Source organism: Arenimonas soli (assembly GCF_014643775.1).
Lineage (GTDB): Bacteria > Pseudomonadota > Gammaproteobacteria > Xanthomonadales > Xanthomonadaceae > Arenimonas > Arenimonas soli.
Map to the genome: position 1 here is coordinate 44347 of NZ_BMKC01000003.1, position 18089 is coordinate 62435.

General features: G+C 69.5%; 15 protein-coding genes. 8 read left to right on the top strand and 7 right to left on the bottom strand.

All coding sequences use genetic code 11. The features are described 5' to 3' along the window. The first annotated feature begins 50 nt into the window (after positions 1-50). Both IEX13_RS10825 and IEX13_RS10830 read left to right on the top strand, forming a co-directional pair. On the top strand, positions 51-848 hold the full coding sequence (locus IEX13_RS10825) for a sulfite exporter TauE/SafE family protein (RefSeq protein ID WP_188664077.1): 798 nt from the start codon (positions 51-53) through the stop codon (positions 846-848). Between the two features lie 140 nt (positions 849-988). Then, positions 989-3880 (top strand): TonB-dependent receptor, encoded by a 2892-nt coding sequence (locus IEX13_RS10830; protein WP_188664078.1) that lies wholly within the window; start codon positions 989-991, stop codon positions 3878-3880. Positions 3881-3966: 86 nt separating this feature from the next. On the opposite strand, the gene IEX13_RS10835 is transcribed toward IEX13_RS10830, so the two are convergent. From IEX13_RS10835 to IEX13_RS10845, 3 genes are all read right to left on the bottom strand, one after another. Then, positions 3967-4683 (bottom strand): endonuclease/exonuclease/phosphatase family protein, encoded by a 717-nt coding sequence (locus IEX13_RS10835; RefSeq protein WP_188665292.1) that lies wholly within the window; start codon positions 4681-4683, stop codon positions 3967-3969. A 140-nt stretch (positions 4684-4823) separates the two neighbouring features. Continuing rightward, positions 4824-5681, bottom strand: coding sequence for a thiol:disulfide interchange protein DsbA/DsbL (locus IEX13_RS10840; RefSeq protein WP_188664080.1), 858 nt, complete (start codon positions 5679-5681; stop codon positions 4824-4826). Positions 5682-5777: 96 nt separating this feature from the next. Continuing rightward, positions 5778-6629: a c-type cytochrome gene (locus IEX13_RS10845; protein WP_188664082.1), complete on the bottom strand. Its 852-nt coding sequence runs from the start codon at positions 6627-6629 to the stop codon at positions 5778-5780. A gap of 185 nt (positions 6630-6814) precedes the next feature. On the opposite strand from IEX13_RS10845, the gene yihA reads away from it, so the two are divergent. Beyond that, positions 6815-7402: a ribosome biogenesis GTP-binding protein YihA/YsxC gene (yihA, locus tag IEX13_RS10850; protein WP_188664084.1), complete on the top strand. Its 588-nt coding sequence runs from the start codon at positions 6815-6817 to the stop codon at positions 7400-7402. Between the two features lie 96 nt (positions 7403-7498). On the opposite strand, the gene IEX13_RS10855 is transcribed toward yihA, so the two are convergent. Beyond that, the gene (locus IEX13_RS10855) at positions 7499-8425 is read right to left on the bottom strand and encodes an ABC transporter permease (protein WP_188664086.1); all 927 of its coding nucleotides are present in this window, start codon (positions 8423-8425) and stop codon (positions 7499-7501) included. Between the two features lie 56 nt (positions 8426-8481). Between IEX13_RS10855 and IEX13_RS10860 the strand changes: the two genes are divergently transcribed. Beyond that, positions 8482-9162 carry a hypothetical protein gene (locus IEX13_RS10860; protein ID WP_188664088.1) on the top strand — a complete coding sequence of 227 codons (681 nt, stop codon included), beginning with the start codon at positions 8482-8484 and terminating at the stop codon, positions 9160-9162. Here IEX13_RS10860 and IEX13_RS10865 read toward each other — a convergent pair. Next, positions 9159-10736, bottom strand: coding sequence for a peptide ABC transporter substrate-binding protein (locus tag IEX13_RS10865; protein WP_188664090.1), 1578 nt, complete (start codon positions 10734-10736; stop codon positions 9159-9161). The two genes, IEX13_RS10860 and IEX13_RS10865, sit on opposite strands and share 4 nt — an antisense overlap. 25 nt (positions 10737-10761) lie before the next feature. Between IEX13_RS10865 and IEX13_RS10870 the strand changes: the two genes are divergently transcribed. The 3 genes from IEX13_RS10870 to ppc all read left to right on the top strand — a co-directional run bounded on the left by IEX13_RS10870 (position 10762) and on the right by ppc (position 15652). Next, on the top strand, positions 10762-12126 hold the full coding sequence (locus tag IEX13_RS10870) for a glutamate--cysteine ligase (RefSeq protein WP_188664092.1): 1365 nt from the start codon (positions 10762-10764) through the stop codon (positions 12124-12126). Further along, a complete protein-coding gene (locus IEX13_RS10875) occupies positions 12126-12848 on the top strand; it encodes a UPF0149 family protein (protein ID WP_188664094.1) in 723 nt (240 codons plus the stop codon). The genes IEX13_RS10870 and IEX13_RS10875 overlap by 1 nt, the downstream gene beginning before the upstream one ends. A 77-nt stretch (positions 12849-12925) precedes the next feature. Then, entirely contained in the window at positions 12926-15652 is a 2727-nt protein-coding gene (gene ppc / locus IEX13_RS10880) for a phosphoenolpyruvate carboxylase (RefSeq protein WP_188664096.1), read from the top strand. Here ppc and IEX13_RS10885 read toward each other — a convergent pair. Continuing rightward, a complete protein-coding gene (locus tag IEX13_RS10885) occupies positions 15649-15993 on the bottom strand; it encodes a hypothetical protein (RefSeq protein ID WP_188664098.1) in 345 nt (114 codons plus the stop codon). The genes ppc and IEX13_RS10885 overlap by 4 nt on opposite strands. Before the next feature lie 76 nt (positions 15994-16069). Here IEX13_RS10885 and IEX13_RS10890 point away from each other — a divergent pair, with 76 nt between their 5' ends. Further along, a complete protein-coding gene (locus IEX13_RS10890; protein WP_188664099.1) occupies positions 16070-17407 on the top strand; it encodes an amidohydrolase family protein in 1338 nt (445 codons plus the stop codon). Here the strand turns inward: IEX13_RS10890 and IEX13_RS10895 are convergent. Continuing rightward, the gene (locus tag IEX13_RS10895) at positions 17400-18041 is read right to left on the bottom strand and encodes an HAD family hydrolase (protein ID WP_188664101.1); all 642 of its coding nucleotides are present in this window, start codon (positions 18039-18041) and stop codon (positions 17400-17402) included. The genes IEX13_RS10890 and IEX13_RS10895 overlap by 8 nt on opposite strands. Between the last annotated feature and the right edge of the window lie 48 nt (positions 18042-18089).

An 18089-nucleotide genomic window follows, 5' to 3' on the forward strand; every position in this document is an offset into this window, starting at 1 on the left:
GTCTAGCCCATGCCCCCTGAGTCCCCCGACCCGTCCCGGGCCGCCTTCGCATGATCGCCACCTGGGGGCTTTACCTTGCCCTGGGGGCGCTGGCCGGCGTGCTGGCCGGCCTGCTGGGCATCGGCGGCGGCCTGGTGCTGGTGGCGGCCCTGGTCTGGCTGCTGCCCGGCCAGGGCGTGCCCGTGGACCAGGCGGTGCACGTGGCCCTGGCCACCGCCCTGGCCAGCATCGTGGTCACCGGCCTTTCGTCGGCGCGTGCCCATCACCGGCGTGGCAGCGTGCTGTGGCCGACGGTGGCCTGGCTGGTGCCGGGCCTGCTGCTGGGCGGCTGGCTGGGCAGCGGCCTGGCGGTGCGCCTGGACGGCGACTGGCTGCGGCTGTTCATCGCCGCCTATTGCGGCCTGGCGGCGATGCAGATGGCGCTGGATTGGCCGCGTGCGCGCGTCGAACGGCCCGATCCGCCGCGCGGCCCCGGCTATTCAGCGGCGGGTGCGGGCATCGGCGCGGTTTCGGCCCTGGTCGGCATCGGCGGCGGTTCGATGACGGTGCCGCTGTTGGTCTGGCGCGGCGTGCGCCCGGTGCGCGCGGTTGGCACCTCCAGCGCCTGCGGCGTCGCCATCGCGCTCTCGGCCGCGGCCGGCTACGCGCTGCAGGCGGCGCCAACGGGCCTGCCGGCGGGCAGCTGGGGTTTCGTGTACCTGCCGGCCGCGGCGGGCATCGCCGTGGCCTCGGTGCTGGCGGCGCCGCTGGGCACGCGCCTGGCCCACCGGCTCAGCGGCTTGGCGCTTCGGCGGGTGTTCGCGCTGTTCCTGGCAACGGTCGGGCTGAGCATTTTTCTCGCCCCCTGAATAAAACCGCCGATTTTGTTCAAAGGCACTAACGGGGTGAGAAATCGTGATGCTTGTCGCGTTTTGACGCTTTCTTTACAACAGGGATGGGCTGGCGCATTGGGGGCAAGGCGCCGGAAACTCCAACCAAGGGAATCGTCATGAAGACCATCCGCAACTCCCGCCTGAGCCTGGCGGTTCGGGGCGCCTTGCTGTTTGCATTGGTGCCGGCCGTCGCCCTGGCGCAGGACGACAGCAACGAAGAGATCAAGACCCTCGACCGCATCGAGGTCACCGGTACCCGCATCAAGACCTCGGAAGCCGAAGGCCTGGTGCCGGTGCAGCGCATCACGCGCGAAGACATCGACCGCAGCGGCCTGACGTCCATCGGCGACGTCATCCAGGCGCTGACGGGTTCGGGTTCGGCGCTCAACACCAAGTTCAACTCCAGCGGCAACTTCGGCTTCCCGCCGGACGGCAGCGGCGTCGGCGCGGGCTCCGCGCAGGCCGACCTGCGCCACCTGGGTTCCAAGCGCGTGCTGGTGCTGGTGGACGGGGTGCGCTGGGTCAATGAAGCCTCCGCCTCGGGCGTGGGCGCGGCCACCGACCTCAACACCATCCCGCTGGCGATCGTCGACCGCATCGAAGTGCTCGAGGACGGCGCCTCGTCGCTGTACGGCTCGGACGCCATCGCCGGCGTGGTGAACATCATCACCCGCAAGAATTTCGACGGCTTGTCGGTCAACGCGCAAGTCGGCCAGTACGGCGAAGGCGACGGCACCACCAAGTCGGTGGACGTGGCCTGGGGCTGGAACACCTCCCGCGCCAACGTCTTCCTGGGCCTGAGCTACACCGACCAGGACGTCATCTATTCGCGCGACCGCGCCCAGTCCAGCTTCCCGGTGCCGGGTACCGGCGTGGCCTTCGGCAGCTCGGCCACGCCGACCGGCCGCTTCATCTTCATCGACCCCAATACCGGCGCGGTGCACGACATCACGCCCAACACCGGCGCCAGCAGCCCGACCTACGACCCGTCGCAGACAGGCTGCACCCGCACCGACGACTACCACTGCTTCACCAGTGCGGACCGCTTCAACTTCTCGCAGTACAACCTGCTGCTGACCCCGTCCGAGCGACTGGGTGCCTTCGGCCAGGTGCGCTTCGATTTCAACGATTCGGTCACCGGTTACGCCAAAGTGCTGTTCAACCGCCGCGAGTCCACCAACCAGGCGGCGCCCGAGCCCTGGTTCCTTGGCCCCGAGGCCGGCACCGGCAACCCGCTGGCCGACGGCATCTTCATTTCGGCGCTCAACCCCTTCAATCCGTTTGGCTTCGACCTCGACGGTCGTCAGTCCACGCCCGAGGCCGATCGCAACCTGATCCTGATCGGCCGTCGCCCGATCGAGGGCGGCGCCCGCGTGTTCGAACAGGAAGTCGACACCTGGTACGTCGGCGCAGGCCTGGAAGGCGTGATCGACGCCAACCGCACGCTGTACTGGGACGTCAACGTCGCCTTCAGCGAGAACAAGGCCCAGCAGACCAACTTCGGCAGCTACAACATCCGCAACATCGCCCTGGCCCTGGGTGACCCGGCGGCCTGCGCGGCCGTGGCCGGCTGCACGCCACTGAACATCTTCGGCGGCCCGGGCACCATCACCCCGGCGATGCTTGCCTGGATCCAGCCCATCGTTCGCGACCGCAGCCAGAACGAACTGGCCCTGGTCACCGCCAACCTCTCGGGCAGCCTGTTCGACCTGCCGGCCGGTTCGGTGGACTTCGCCACCGGCCTGGAACACCGCCGCCTGGAAGGCTGGTACCAGCCCGATGCGCTGACGGTGGCCGGCGACTACAACGGCGTGCCGTCGCTGCCGACCGCGGGCGAATACGACGTCAGCGAACTGTTCTTCGAGGTCAACTTCCCGCTGCTGGAAAACACCGACATCGGCCAGCGACTGGACCTCACCGTGGCCGGTCGCTACTCCGACTACTCCACGGGCATCTCGGAGTTTTCGCCCAAGTTCGGCCTGCGCTTCCAGCTGGTCGAGGAACTGGTGTTCCGCGCCAGCTACGCCGAAGGCTTCCGCGCGCCGTCCATCGGCGAACTCTTCGGTTCGGCCAGCCGCTTCGACGCCCAGCTCAACGACCCGTGCTCGACGCCGCTGCTCGACCCGTCCGTGGCCGGCAACTGCGCCGCGCTGGGCGTGCCGGCCAACTACCAGCAGCCCAATCCGCAGATTTCGATCACCACCGGCGGCAACGACCAGCTCGACCCCGAGTCGTCCGAAAGCTACGCGGCCGGCTTCATCTGGAGCCCGTCGTTCCTGGAGGACTCCGAGTTCGCCGAGCGCGTGGACTTCGAGGTCACCTACTACCGGCATGACATCGAGGGCGCGATCCAGGCCATCGACGCGCAGACCCAGCTCGACCTGTGCGTGCAGACCCTGGACCCGCTGTACTGCAGCGGCATCACCCGCGCGTCGACCGGCGGCATCAACGGCTTCAACAACCGCCTGACCAACCTGGGCACGATCAAGACCGACGGCTGGGACGTGGACCTGTTCTGGGTGTTCCCGGACTCGGACTGGGGCAAGTTCTCGGCGGCCTGGCGCAACACCTTCGTCGGTGACTACCGCGCGGTCGGCGCCGCCGGCCAGGTGCAGCCGCAGGGCCCGGGCATCGAGGTGGTGGACAGCGCGATCCCGGAGTGGACCTCCAACTTCACGCTGGACTGGAAGCGCGGCAACTGGAGCGCGGCCTGGACGGTGCGCCACATCAGCGAGCTGCGCGAAGACTGCGGCAACGCGGTCAGCTTCCCGGTGTGCTCGAACCCGGCGACGGGGACGAACGTGCTGGACGCGATCACCTACAACGACCTGCAGCTGGGCTACCGCTTCGGCGACGGGGAAGGCCTGGGCCTGACCTTCGGCGTGAACAACGTCTTCGACGAAGATCCGCCGATCTGCCTGTCGTGCTCACTCAACGGCTACGACGCGTCCACCTACGACATCCCGGGTGGCCGCTTCTACTACCTGCGCGCCGATATCAAGTTCTAGTTCGCGGGCACGCGACACAAGTAGGGCCGGCCTCACCCGCCGGCCCTTTTTTTTCGTAGGTGCGCCTGAAGGCGCTCCTACAGAACCTACTTGGGGCGCAGTTCGACGCCGACGGCCATGTGGTCGGAGCCGGCGGCCGGCACGGCCTTGTAGTCGAGCACGTCGAAACCGCCGACCAGGATGTGGTCCAGGCAGCGCTGCGGGGCCCAGCTCGGGAACGTGCACACCCGTTCCGGCGGCGGCTCGAGCGCGGTTTCGCGGTACAGCGCGCGCATTTCCGGCGCGTCGAAATCGCAGTTGAAGTCGCCCATCAGCACCAGCCGCGGCGCGTCCGACAGCAGTTCGGCCAGGAAACCCAGCTGCAGCTGCCGCGACTTCACGCCCAGCGAAAGATGCGTGATCGCCAGCGTCCAGGCCTTCTTGCCCTTGCCGTACTTGGCCAGCAGCACCCCGCGGCCGGCGATGCGGCCGGGCAGCGCGTAGTCCAGCATCTCGGTTGGCTCGACCCGGCTGAGCAGCGCGTTGCCGCTGCCCGCGATCCGCGAGATCCGCCGGTTGGGCTGGTGGCTCCAGAACGGGAACTGCGCCTGTTCGGCCAGGTAGTCGGCCTGGTTGGTGAAGCCCGAACGCAGGCTGCCCGGGTCCGACTCCTGCAGCCCGACCACGTCGTAGTTGCTCGCCATCTTCGCCAGCGCGTCGAGGTTGATGCGCTTGCCGTTGGGCAGCACGTGCGACCAGCTGCGGGTGACGTAGTCGCTGTAGGCGCGCGTGCTCGAACCCGCCTGGATATTGGCGCTGAGCAGGCGCAGGCGGTCGTTGGCGGCTTCGGGCGGGACGGCGGACATGTCTGACATGGTGGGGCGCGATGCCCGCGCCGGCAAGACGGAAAAGGAAAAGGGCCGCGTTTGCGGCCCCTTTCGTTCAGCTTTCGGTGGCACGCCGCTCAGGGCGTGCTGCCGGCCCGCTCGTGCGCGACCAGCCAGTCCACCGTGTCCAGCAGGCCCTGCATGCCGCGGTCGCCCGTGGCCATGGCGCGGTACTTGCCATTGACGATGATCATCGGCGTGGCGTCCACGCCGCCGCGCAGCGCGAACTGCTTGGCGCGGTTGAGCTTGGCGGTGATCGCGAAGCTCTGCATCGTCGACAGGAAGGCCTCGCGGTCGGCGCCGTGGCCGGCGTACCAGTCGGCGATTTCCTCGGGCGAAGCATTGGTGAAGCTGCGCTCGATCAGCACGGCCTTGAACAGGTCGTCGTGGGTCTTGTCCACCAGGTTCATGGCTTCGGCGGCGTAGTAGGCCCGGGCGAAGTTGTCGCTGACGCCGCCGAACACGCCCGGCACGTACTCGAAGCGCACGTCGGCAGGCTGTTTCGGCTTCCAGGTGTTGATCAGCGGCTGCAGGTTGGCGCAGTGGATGCACATGTACGAGAAGACTTCGGCCACTTCGATGCCGCCCTGGCCGATGGTCGGCATCGGTTCGGCCAGCGGCTCGTAGTCGGCGCCCAGGCGCGGGGCGCGGGCCGGGTCCACCACCGGCGGGGCCGGGCGCTCGGTTTCGGCGACGGCTTCGGCCGGGGCCGCTTCGTCGGCTGGCGTTTCGACGGCGTCGTCGGTGGTTCCGGCGGCGACTGCGTCCTCGGCCGGGGCCTCGGGCTGGGTCGCTTCGGGCGCGGGCGCTTCGGCGGCCGGCGTGCTGGCCGGGGCCGGTGCGTCGGTGGCCGGGGCGGTGGCGGGGGAGTCGGTGGCCGACTCGCCGCAGGCGGCCAGGGCCAGGGCGAAAATCAGGGGCAGCAGGCGCTTCATGGACGGGTGGCTCCTTGGAAAGGTCGCCTACCTGACCACGGCCGGCAGGCAAAGGTTCAAACCGCGGCGGCCCGGCGGGCCACCGCGTCGGTTGTTTCAGCCCTGGGGCTGGCCGGCGGCCACGGCGTCGGTCGACGGGGTGTCCGCGGCGTTGTGCAGGCCTTCGATGTAGCTGGCCAGGGCCTGGATCTCGTCATCGGTCAGGCTGGCGGCGACGCCGGCCATGATGGCGTTGGCATTGGCGTCCTTGCCCCAGACCTTGCCGTCGCGGAAGGCGGTGAGCACGGTGGCGGTGTAACCGGCGTGCTGGCCACCCAGGGACGGCCAGGCCGAACCCGGGTTGCCCGCGCCGGCGGGGCCGTGGCAGGCGGCGCAGGAAGGCACCGACCCGTCGGCCTTGCCGAAGCGGAAGATCTGCTCGCCCACGGCGTAGAACTTGCGGTCGGCATACGGGCCTTCGGCGATCACGGTGTCGTCGGCCACGCCCGGCACGACCTTCTGGCTGGCGAAGTAGGCGCCGATGTCGCGCATGTCCTGGGCGCTCAGGCCGGCGGCGAAGCCGAGCATGATGGCGTTCTCGCGCTCGCCGTTCTTGTACAGCGACAGCTGGCGGGCGATGTAGCGCTCGTGCTGGCCGGCCAGCTTGGGGTACTGCGGGTCGGCGGAGTTGCCGTCGGCGCCGTGGCAGGCCGCGCAGGCGATGGCCTTGCTGGCGCCGGCCTGGGCGTCGCCGTGGGTGGCCTGGCCCTGGCCGACTTCAAGCGCTTCGACCGGCGCCGGCACCGCCTCGGGAGCCGCCGAGACTTCGGCCGCGGCCGGCTGGGCATCGGGGGACACCGACTCGGTTGCCGACGCAGGCGGGACGGGCTCCACTTCGGTCTCCTGGGCCACGGCCACGGCAGAGAAGGCCAGGGCGGCGGCGACACCGAGGATGCGCGTGAACTTCATGGGCGGCTCCGGAAAGCAGGTTTCAAGGGAAAGAAGGGCTTGCGCGGCGGGCGCGCAGGAAGGCGCGGATTATCCCAGCCGGCGGCCGCGACGGTCAATTAAGCCGGGGTCGCGGCGCGGCCAAGGCTGGTCAGGAGGGCCGGCAGGGGCCATGCTTGGCGCCTTTCCCGCCCCGGCGAGCCCCGATGTCCAACGCCCTGGCCCGAGCCAAATACGTTGATTCCGTGCATTCCCTGCGCCAGCTGCCGCCCGACGACGGGCGCGAGGTGGTGTTCGCCGGCCGTTCCAATGCCGGCAAATCCAGCGCCCTCAACGCCCTGACCAACCACAAGGGCCTGGCCCGCGTGTCCAAGACCCCGGGCCGCACCCAGGCGCTGAACTATTTCGAGGTCGACCCGGGCCGCTTCCTGGTGGATTTGCCCGGCTACGGCTACGCCAAGGTGCCCGAGGCGATGCGCGAGGCCTGGAAGGGCATGATCAACCGCTACTTCCAGGAACGCAGCTCGCTCAAGGGCCTGGTGGTGGTGATGGACATCCGCCATCCGCTGCGCGAATACGACCTGCAGATGCTCGACTACGCAGTCGGCCGCGAGCTGCCGGCGCACTGCCTGCTGACCAAGGCCGACAAGCTGGGCCGCGGCGAGCAGGGCAACGTCCTGCAAAAAGTCCGCAAGGAACTCGCCGGCCGCGCCACCGCCCAGGTCTTCTCCGCCGACGCCAAACTCGGCGTCGACGAAGCCCGTGCCGTCGTCACCGGGTGGCTGGAAGTTTGATTTTTTGCCACTGATGAACACGGATAAACACGGATAGAGCAAAAGACTTATCCGCTTTTATCCGTGTCCATCCGTGTTCATCCGTGGCAAGAAAAATCAAACGTCCCTAAGCCGCGGATCCATGCGGCCGCGCGCCCAGTCGACCAGGGCGTTGATGACCACGATGGCGGCGCCGACGACGAGCACGACGCCCAGCACCAGGGTGTAGTCGCGGTTGAGCGCGCCCTGCACGAAATAGCGGCCGATGCCCGGGATGCCGAACACCTGTTCGACCACCGCCGAGCCGCTGACCACGTTGATCAGGGCCGGGCTCAGCCAGGCCACCACCGGCAGCAGCCCGGGCCGCAGCGCATGCACGAAAAGCAGCCGCGCCCCGGAAATGCCGCGCCCGCGCGCCGCGCGCAGGTAGTCGGCGCCCAGCACGTCCATCAGCGACCCGCGCGTGAGCCGCGCGCAGTAGGCCAGGTTGGGCAGCGCCAGCGCGATGACCGGCAGCACCACGCTGCGCCAGCTGCCGTCCCAGCCGCCGGCCGGCAGCCACTGCAGGCCCACGGCGAACACCAGCACCAGCAGCGGCGCGACCACGAACTTCGGAACCGAAAGCCCGAGCCCGGCACCGAACATCAGTACCCGGTCGGTCCAGCTGCCCGCCCGCAGCGCCGCCCACACGCCCAGCGGCACGCCCAGGCCCAGCGCCAGCAGCAGCGCCAGGCTGCCGTTGACCACGGTGATCGGCATCGCCGCGGCCAGCAATTCGCTGACCCGGTAATCGGGGTATTGGAAGGACGGGCCCAGGTCGCCGCGCACCACGTCGGCCACCCAATACGCGTACTGCAGCGGCAGCGGCTGGTCGAGCCGGTACTGCGCGGCAAGCGCGGCTTCGACTTCCGGGGGCGCGACTTTTTCCGCGTCGAATGGGCCGCCGGGCGCCGCGCGCAGCAGCAAGAAACACAGGGTCGCCAGCAGCCACAGCGTCAGCAGGGCTTCCAGGGCGCGGCTGGCGAACAGGCGGGCGGCGGGCATGCCGGGACTTTGCCCAAGCGGCCCGGGGATGTCACGCTGCCGGCGGGGGCGAAGGCATGGACCAGTCGGGCGGAACCACATTCTGGGGCCGGGTGCTGCGCGAAGGCGGCAGCGAGCTCGTCGTGGCCGCCAGCTACCTGCTGGCCTGGCTGTTCGCGGCCTGGCTGTCTGACGAAACCCTGCTGTCGATGGTGGTGGCGGTGGCGCTGCAGTTCTGGGTGTTCACCGCGCTCATCGGCCTGGTGACGCCACGCGGCGTGCGCGGCATCACCTGGTTCCTGGTGCTGCACGCGATGCTGTTCATGCTGCTGGTCTGGGTGGCGTCCGAGGGTGGCCAGGACGAACCGTCCTGGTGGGCGGTGCTGGTGGCGCAGGCCCCGATCATCATGCGCAACCTGTCGCGGCTGGCGCGGCCGCCGGACCTGCATTCGCGCTGGATGCTGGAAATGATGGGGCCCTTCCTGATCATCCTGCCGGTGGGCCTGGTGACCGGCGTGCTGGTGGCGGTGCTGCCGGACCTGGGCTTGGCCGGGCGGGTGATCACCTTCGACCACATGGACCCGCTGACCTCGCACGAACTCAAGTGGGGGCTGCTGGGCGGCGTTGTCTATTTCAGCGTCTACGCCATTTCGCGCACCTGGTGGGAAGGCAGCAGCGACGTGTTCCGGCGCGGCGACGTCAGCCCGGCCATGGTGCGGCGCTGGCGCGACGAGTACCGGCGCAGCCGCGGGCGCTAGTCGCGCAGGCGCAGGAACCGGCTGGGGTGGCGGTCGAGCGGGTTGGCCTCGAAGCCCTGCACGTCCGGGTGCACCAGGTGTTTGGACGTGTAGTGGTAAAGCGGCAGCACCGCCTGCGCCGCTTGAAGGCGGGCCTCGGCCCGGTGCAGCAGCTGCTGGCGGCGTGCCAGGGTCGGCGCCGCGTCGGCGGCGTCGAGCAGGGCGTCGTAGGTGGGGTCGGCGTGGCCGCTCCAGTTCGAGGCGCTGTCGCTGCGGAAGGTGTCCAGGAAGTTGCGGGCATCGTCGATGTCGGCGATCCAGCCGCCGCGGAAGACCTGGGTGATCACGCGCTGGCGGCGGGTGCCCACGAACACTTTCCATTCTTCGTTGCGCAGGCGGGTTTGCACGCCCAGGGTTTCGCGCCACATCGCCGCCACCGCCAGCGCCAGGCGACGGTGCGGGGTGGACGTGTTGTAGCGCAGCTCGACCTGCAGCGGGTTTTCGGGCGAATAACCGGCCTGGGCGTACAGCGCGCGGGCGCGTGCTTCGCGCTGGGCCTGGGTCATCGCCGCGGCCGGCGGCAGCGGCGCGTCGTAGCCGGCCACGCCCGGGGGCACCACGCCCCAGGCCGGGCTTTCGCCCAGGCCGGTGACGTGGCGGGTCAGGATGTCGCGGTCCACGGCCAGCGACAGGGCTTCGCGCAGGGCCGGGTCATCCTTGAATGGCGGGCGTTCGAGGTTGAAGCCCAGCCAGAAGCTGCCCAGGTAGGGGCTGATGCGCAGTTGGTCGCCGAAACGTTCGCGCAGATGCACCAGCGGCTGTGGCGGCAGGGTTTCGGTGATGTGCAGGCCGCCGGCTTCGAAACGCCGCAGTTCGCTGGCGGCGTCTTCGGTGACGTGGAAACGCACGCGCGGGATCGGCGGCGGCTCGCGGAAGTGCGGGTTCGCCTCCAGCGTGACCTGCGCCTGCGGCAGCCAGTCGGCCAGGCGGTAGGCGCCGTTTGAAACGAGGTTGCCGGGCCGGGTATGGCGGGCGCCGTGTTCGGCCAGGCCGGGCAGGTAGACCGGGTAGGCCACCGGCAGCGTCAGCAGGCGGGGCAGGTCGGCGCTGCGGCGCAGCGTGAAGACCAGGGTGGCCGGGTCGGGCGCGGCGACGCCCAGGGATTCCGGCGGCTGCTGGCCGCGCTGTACGGCGCCGGCGTTTTCAATGGCGTCCAGGTGGCCGGCGAAGGGTGCGGCCGTGGCCGGGTCGAAGGCGCGGCGCAGGCTGGCCAGTACCTGCCGGGCGTCCAGGGCTTCGCCGTTCGACCAGCGGGCGTCCGGGCGCAGGTGGAAGGTCCAGCTGCGGCCGTCACCGGACACCGACCAGCGTTCGGCCAGGCCCGGCACCAGCCGCCCGGCGCCGTCTTCGGCCACCAGGCCTTCGAACAGGTCGCGCAGGATGTTGGCGCAGGCCACTTCCGGGCAGCGGTGCGGATCGAGCGTGGACGGTTCGGGGCCGTTGCCGCGCTCGAGCGTCTGCGCCAGGGCCACGCCGGAACAGTGCAGGCCCGCCAGCAGGACGCCAAGCGCGACGGCGCGGGTTACGATTCGCATCCCCAGAGTGTACCTAGGACCCCCTTTGTCCGGACCCAGCAACGCCAAGGACGAACCGCTGACCGACCACCGCGTGCTGGTCGACTACCTGGCGACGGGCAGCCGGCCGCCGCAGGACTGGCGCATCGGCACCGAGCACGAGAAGTTCGGCTTCCGGCTCGACGACCTGCGCCCGCCCGCCTGGGACGGCGAGCGCGGCATCGAGGCCCTGCTGCGCGGGCTCACCCGCTTCGGCTGGGAGCCCTACGAAGAACACGGCCGGCTCATCGCCCTGGCCAAGGCCGGCGCCTCGGTCACCCTGGAACCGGCCGGCCAGCTGGAACTTTCGGGCGCCATGCTCGAGAACATCCACGACACCTGCTGCGAAACCATGACCCACCTGCGCGAGGTCAAGGCCGTTGGCGACGAGCTGGGCCTGGGCTTCCTGGGCATGGGTTTCCAGCCCAAGTGGCGCCGCGATGAAATGCCCTGGATGCCCAAGGGCCGCTACAAGATCATGCGCGAATACATGCCCAAGCGCGGCCAGCTGGGCCTGGACATGATGACCCGCACCTGCACCGTGCAGGTGAACCTGGACTTCGCCGACGAAGCGGACATGGTGAAGAAATTCCGCGTGTCGCTGGCGCTGCAGCCCATCGCCACCGCGCTGTTCGCCGATTCGCCGTTCACCGACGGCAAGCCCAACGGCTACCTGTCCTACCGGTCGCACATCTGGACCGACACCGACCCCGACCGCACCGGCATGCTCGATTTCGTTTTCGAGGACGGCTTCGGCTTCGAGCGCTACGTCGACTACCTGCTCGACGTGCCCATGTACTTCAGCTACCGCAACGGCGAGTACCTGGACCTGGCCGGCCGCAGCTTCCGCAAGTTCCTGCGCGGCGAACTGGCCGAACTGCCGGGCCAGTTGCCGACCATGCGCGACTGGGCCGACCACATGACCACCGCCTTCCCCGAAGTGCGGCTGAAGAAATACCTGGAGATGCGCGGCGCCGACGGCGGCCCGTGGAACCGCCTGTGCGCGCTGCCGGCGTTCTGGACCGGCCTGCTTTACGACGACGCGGCGCTGGACGCGGCCTGGGACCTGGTGAAGGACTTCAGCCGCGAGGAGCGCCACGCCCTGCGCGACGGCGTGCCCAAACACGGCTTCAAGCTGCCGTTCCGCGGCGCCACGCTGCGCGAGCTGGCGCTCGAGGCGCTGAAGATTTCCGGCCAGGGCCTGGCGCGGCGCAACCGGCTGAACAAGTCCGGTGCAAACGAAGCCGTGTTCCTGGAACCGCTGCTGGAGTTCGCCCTGGCCAATGAAACCCCGGCCGAGCGCAAGCTGGCGCTGTTCCACGGCGCCTGGGGCGGCAGCGTGGATCCGGTGTTCCGGGAGTTCGCATACTGATGGCCACCGCGAAAGCCGATTGGTTCCGCGCCAACGATGCCCGCATCGACCAGCTCGACCGCCTGCTCGAACAGCGCGCCGTGCCCTTCGGCGGCCTCGGCCTGGAACCCCTGGACGGTTACCTGACGGCCCTGGCGGTCAGCCCGGGCGAGGTGACGCCAGCCGACTGGCTGCCGCGCGTCTGGGGCAAGGCGCCGCCGCGCTGGGAAAACGCCGACGAGGAAGCCGAGGCCACGCAACTGCTGATGCTGGCCTGGGAAACCGCCCGCCGCCGCGTGCGCCAGCCCGGCGACGAACTCACCGTCGAAGGCGCCCTGCTGTGGTGGCTGCCCGACGATCCCGAAGGCGAACACGGCCCCGATGTCGACATCGGCGCCGCCTGGGCCGGTGGCTTCCTGGACGGCATGGACCTGCGTTCGGAAGCCTGGGACGCGTGGATCGCCAAGGACGACTGGATCGGTGAAGTCGAGGCCTACATCGAAGCCCTGGCCGTGGGCAGCTACCCGCCGGAAGAAGAGGGCGGGGCACCCACGCCACTGGACTACCGCGAGCGCCTGGAAATCTACGGCGGCCTGCCGGACATGCTGCACGACCTGCACTGCCACCGCATCGAATCGCTGACCCCGCGCGAACCCGCGCGCCGCGCCGCCACCCCCGAACGCAACGACCCCTGCCCCTGCGGCAGTGGCAAAAAATACAAGAAGTGCTGCGGCGCCCAATAAATGGGGTCAGAGAACATTAACGTTTGAATCAAACGTATTTGTTCTCTGACCCCATTTATTCGCGCTAGGCTTCCGGGATGAATCAGACTCCCGAAACGCTGCGCGACATCGACCTGCCCGCCACCGACGACCTTCTGCGCGAGGACGTCAAGCGCCTGGGCGCCCTGGTCGGTGAAATCCTGGCCGAACAGGTCTCGCCCGGTTTCCTCGACGACGTCGAAACCCTGCGCATCGCCTCCATCCGCCGCCGCGAAGCCGGCGCACCGCTCGAAGACGTGGCCGAACGTCTGCGCGCACTGCCGCTGGACCGCGCCGAACTGCTGGTGCGCGCCTTCGCCAGCTATTTCCAGGCGGTGAACCTGGCCGAGCGCGTGCACCGCATCCGCCGCCGGCGCGACTACCAGCGCCTGGGCGAGTCGCCCCAGCCCGGTGGCCTGGAGGATTCGCTGCGCAAGCTGCGCGACGAAGGTGTTCCGGCCGAAGCCGTGCTGGCCCTGCTGCCGCGGCTGCGCGTGGAACCGGTGTTCACCGCCCACCCCACCGAAGCCGTGCGCCGCGCGCTGCTGGAAAAGGAAAGCGAAGTCGTGCGCTGCCTGGTCGAGGACATCGACCGCAACCTGACCCCGCAGGAGCGCCGCGCCGACATCGAACGCATGCGCCTGGCCCTGACCGCCAGCTGGCAGACCGACGAAACCCCGCCGGAAAAACCCACCGTCGCCGACGAGTTCGAACACGTCGCCTATTACCTGTCCGACGTGCTCTACCGCGTGCTGCCGGTGTTCCACGAAACCTTCCTCGACGCCCTGCACGCCGTCTACGACATCTCGCCCGACGAACTGCCGCCGCTGCTGGGCTTCGGCTCCTGGGTCGGCGGCGACATGGACGGCAACCCCAACGTCGGCGCCCACACCATCGCCGCCACGCTGTCGAGCCAGCGCGCCATCGTGCTGGGCCGCTACCGGCGCGAACTGGAAAAGCTGGCCGACCTGCTCAGCCAGACCGAAGGTCGCGTCGGCGTGGCCGCAACCATGCTCACGCGCGCCGACGACTACGCCCAACGTTTCCCCGACGCCGCCGATGCGATCAAGGCGCGCCACGCCGACATGCCCTACCGGCGTTTCCTCACGCTGGTCGCCGCCCGCGTCGAGGCCACCGCAGGCGATGAAAAAACCGGCTACGCCAGTCCCGACGACCTGCTGGCCGACCTGCGCCTGGTCGAAGCCAGCCTTCGGCAGCACCGCGGCGACCACGCCGGCGGCTTCGCCGTGCGCCGCCTGCTGCGCCGCGTGCAGGCCTTCGGTTTCCACCTGGCCACGCTCGACCTGCGCCAGGAAAGCAGCCAGCACGACATCGCGCTGGCCGCGCTGTTCGAAGACGACCAATTCCCGGACCGCGACTGGCAGGACCGCGCGCAGCGCCTGCGCGAACTGCTGGCCGGCACCGCCCAGGCCACGAACCCGGCGGCCGACGACGCCCGCCCCGTGCTCGACGTATTCCGCACCGTCGCCGATTCCCTGCCGCGCTACGGCGCGCGCGCCATCGGCCCCTACATCGTGTCGATGAGCCGCAGCGCCGCTGACGCCCTGGCCGTGCTGGCCCTGGCCAAGCTGGGCGGCTGCGTGGACGGCAACGGCGCGGTGCCGCTGGATGTCGCGCCGCTGTTCGAGACCGTGGATGACCTCGACAACGCCGCCGACACCCTGCGTTCGCTGTTCGCCGACACGGTGTACCGCGCCCACCTGCGCAGCCGCGGCGACCGCCAGGTGGTGATGCTGGGTTACTCGGACAGCGCCAAGGACGGTGGCCTGGTCGCTTCGCGCTGGGCATTGCAGCAGACCCAGGTGGCGCTGACCGCGCTGGCCGCCGAAGCCGGCGTGCGCATCGCCTTCTTCCACGGCCGCGGCGGTTCGCTGTCGCGCGGCGGCGGCAAGACCGGGCGCGCCGTCATCGCTGCGCCACGCGGTTCGGTGGACGGTTACCTGCGCCTGACCGAACAGGGCGAGGTGATCCACCGCAAGTACGGCATCCGCGCCATCGCCCTGCGCAACCTCGAACAGGCCACCGGCGCCGTGCTGCGCGCCACCCTGCGCCCGCGCCAGCCCGAACCGCGCGAAGCCCGCTGGCGGGAAATGGCCGCGACGACCGCCACGGCCGCGCGTGCGCACTATCGCGGCCTGGTGTACGAAAGCGAAGGCTTCGTGCCGTACTTCCGCGACGCCACGCCCATTGACGTCATCGAACGCCTGCGGATCGGCTCGCGCCCCAGCAAGCGCGGCAATGCCGGCGGCGTGTCCTCGCTGCGCGCGATTCCCTGGGTGTTCGCCTGGTCACAGAACCGCTGTGGCCTCACCGCCTGGCTGGGCGTGGGTACGGGCCTGGCCGAAGCGATCGCGCGCTATGGCCAGGACGCCGTGGCCGAGATGGCCCGCGACTGGCCGTTCTTCGCCACCCTGGTGGACGACGTCGAAATGGTGCTGGCCAAGTCCGACCTGGCCATCTTCGAGCGTTATTCGCTGCTGGCCGGCGACGCGCACGCGCGCTTCTACCCCGGCATCGCCGATGAGTTCGCGCGCACCCGCGACGTCATCCTGGCGATCAAGGACAGCCCGCGCCTGCTCGATGGCGATTTCCGCCTGCGCCAGTCGATCCGCCTGCGCAATCCTTACGTGGATCCGATCAGCCTGCTGCAGGTCGACCTGCTGGCGCGCTGGCGCGCCGAAGGCCGGCCCGAGCAGGGCCCGCTGTTCCACGCACTGGTGACCACGGTGAACGGCATCGCCGCGGGCGTGCAGAACACCGGCTAGGGGTTGCGCACGTCGGCGAGCACCCAGTGGTCGCCGGCCAGCCACTTCAGCCGCTGCTTCAGGATCGAACTGGAAATCGAGGTCGTGGCGTGCAGCTCGATCTTCAGGTCTTCCTGCCTGCCGACGACGCTGGCGGCCGGGTCGGTGGCACCCAGGGCCTCGTCCACTTCGTCCGGGTCCTCCTGCATGGCGCGCCAGCGCTGGAACAGGGTGTCGTCGCGCAGGGCGGCCTGCAGTTCGGCGGCCAGTCCGTCCGCCCCGTCGGACGTGAAGGACAGGGACGGCTCGGCCCCGCGGGCCTGTGACGGGTCGGGCAGGCGCAGGATGTATTTGACGGCCATCGCGGTTTCTCCTTGTTCTTGTGGCATTGCTCGCGGCCCACGCTACCATCGGGCCAGTCCTGACGAGGTTACGCCGATGATGCTGAAGAAGACCTGCCTTGCCGTCGCCCTGCTGTGCTTGCTGTCGCCGTGCGCCGAGGCCGCCAAACTCGCCCTGGTCGGCGGCACCCTGGTGGACGGCACGCTGGCCGAGCCGATCCGCGACAGCGTCATCATCGTCGACGGCGAACGCATCGTCGCCGTCGGCACCGTCGCTTCCCTGCCGGTGCCGGCCGACGCCGAGGTGGTGTCCACCGAGGGCATGACCGTCATGCCCGGGCTGTGGGACATGCACGTGCACCTGATGATCAACGGCCACGCCGACTACGCCTACTGGGACAAGAAATACCTGCCCCAGCTGCGCGACGTGATCATGCCCGCCTCGGCCGAACAGCTGCTGATGGCCGGCATCACCAGCGCCCGCGACCTGGGCGCGCCGCTGGAAGACTCGATCGCGGTGCGCGACGCCATCAACGCCGGCAAGATCCCGGGCCCGACCATGTACATGTCGGGGCCTTTCATCCAGAAGAAGCCTTACCCGGGCACCGAAGCCTTCCGCTGGGGCGTGGACTCACCGGCCGACGCCCGCGCCAAGATCCGCCGCCTGGCCAATGCCGGCGTCGACGTCATCAAGCTGATCGACCAGGACCAGATGAGCGACGCCGAAATCGCCGCCATCGTCGATGAAGCCCACAAGCACGACCTGCCCGTGATCGCCCACGCCCACCGCCCCGAGGAAGTGCGGCGCGGCCTGCGCCACGGCGTCGACGGTTTCGAACACACCGGCTTCGCCGCCGCGCCCGAGTTCCCCAAGGACGTGATGGACGCGCTGGCCGAGCGCACCGCCAACATGGCCGCCGGCCCGCTGTTCTGGACGCCGACCATCGAGGGGCTGTTCAACTTCCCGTACACGGTGCGCAACAACGAGTTCATCGATTCCGACTCCTGGCACCGCGGCCTGCCGCCCGAGATCGTCGCCGACATCAAGAGCTCGCTTGAACACCCCGAACGCATTTCCTATTTCCAGCAGACCCCGCAGCGCCAGCCCACGCTGCGCCGCAAGTTCGACCAGCTGCGCCAGGCCGGCGTGGTGCTGCTGGTGGGCACCGATTCGGGCATCCCGATGAAGTTCCACAGCCAGAGCACCTGGAACGAACTAGACGTCTGGGTAAACCAGTTCGACGTGCCCGCCATCGACGCCATCCGCGCCGCGACCTATTGGCCGGCCGTGGCGATGGGCGTGGACAAGGATTACGGCACCGTCACCGAAGGCAAGTATGCCGACATCGTCGCCGTGCACGGCGACGCGCTGAAGCAGGTCGCCCTGCTGCAGCGCATCGACCTGGTGGTCAAGCACGGCAAGCGCGTCAAATAGTCGCGGCGTAGGGCGCGTCGCCGTGCAGCAGGTCGCGGCCCGCCGGCCAGGGCTGGCCAGCGTAGTAGGCGTGGGTGGCCAGCGTGAGCAAGGGAACATCCTCGGGCGTGTCGCCGTAGGCGTAGATCGTTTCGTGGGCCTGCAGGTCGCAGGCCGCGCGTACCCGGCGGACCTTTTCGTCGAGCACGCACTGGTGGCCGAGGTACCTGCCGGTGAGTACGCCCTCGTGCTGCTCAAGCGCCGAACAGACCAGCTCCAGGCCCTGCGCCTGGCACCACGGAGCCAGATAGGCGTCCAGGCCGCCGGAGACGACCACTACCCGGTGGCCCTGTTCACGGTGCCATTCCAGGCGCTGCATGGCCTCGGGGCGCAGGGCCCGGGGCAGGTAGTCCCGGGCGAAGGCCTCCCCGTGTGCCTCCAGGACGGCCGCGCGGACGCCACGATAGCCAACGCGGACGATGGCCTTGCGCACCAGGCGTCCCGAAACCAGGCGGAGCCGGTACCCGACGATAAGCGGCGCAAGTACCAACTGCCCGAATAAAAGGCGTCGTGGGCTGACCGAGCGCCGAACGAAAGCCGGCATGGTTTCGTGCGTCGTCAGCGTGCCGTCGAAATCAAACAGGGCGATCGTCATGTGTCGTTGCATTCCTTGATTCAGGCCTCGGGCGGTGAAGCCGCCGCG

What these genes read in the sequence shown, in the direction of transcription:
- IEX13_RS10825 (WP_188664077.1), top strand. Translation starts at nt 51, where the DNA reads ATGATCGCCACCTGGGGGCTTTACCTTGCCCTGGGGGCGCTGGCCGGC.
- IEX13_RS10830 (WP_188664078.1), top strand. Translation starts at nt 989, where the DNA reads ATGAAGACCATCCGCAACTCCCGCCTGAGCCTGGCGGTTCGGGGCGCC.
- IEX13_RS10840 (WP_188664080.1), bottom strand. Translation starts at nt 5,681, where the DNA reads ATGAAGCGCCTGCTGCCCCTGATTTTCGCCCTGGCCCTGGCCGCCTGC.
- IEX13_RS10845 (WP_188664082.1), bottom strand. Translation starts at nt 6,629, where the DNA reads ATGAAGTTCACGCGCATCCTCGGTGTCGCCGCCGCCCTGGCCTTCTCT.
- yihA (WP_188664084.1), top strand. Translation starts at nt 6,815, where the DNA reads ATGTCCAACGCCCTGGCCCGAGCCAAATACGTTGATTCCGTGCATTCC.
- IEX13_RS10855 (WP_188664086.1), bottom strand. Translation starts at nt 8,425, where the DNA reads ATGCCCGCCGCCCGCCTGTTCGCCAGCCGCGCCCTGGAAGCCCTGCTG.
- IEX13_RS10860 (WP_188664088.1), top strand. Translation starts at nt 8,482, where the DNA reads ATGGACCAGTCGGGCGGAACCACATTCTGGGGCCGGGTGCTGCGCGAA.
- IEX13_RS10865 (WP_188664090.1), bottom strand. Translation starts at nt 10,736, where the DNA reads ATGCGAATCGTAACCCGCGCCGTCGCGCTTGGCGTCCTGCTGGCGGGC.
- IEX13_RS10875 (WP_188664094.1), top strand. Translation starts at nt 12,126, where the DNA reads ATGGCCACCGCGAAAGCCGATTGGTTCCGCGCCAACGATGCCCGCATC.
- ppc (WP_188664096.1), top strand. Translation starts at nt 12,926, where the DNA reads ATGAATCAGACTCCCGAAACGCTGCGCGACATCGACCTGCCCGCCACC.
- IEX13_RS10885 (WP_188664098.1), bottom strand. Translation starts at nt 15,993, where the DNA reads ATGGCCGTCAAATACATCCTGCGCCTGCCCGACCCGTCACAGGCCCGC.
- IEX13_RS10890 (WP_188664099.1), top strand. Translation starts at nt 16,070, where the DNA reads ATGATGCTGAAGAAGACCTGCCTTGCCGTCGCCCTGCTGTGCTTGCTG.
- IEX13_RS10895 (WP_188664101.1), bottom strand. Translation starts at nt 18,041, where the DNA reads ATGACGATCGCCCTGTTTGATTTCGACGGCACGCTGACGACGCACGAA.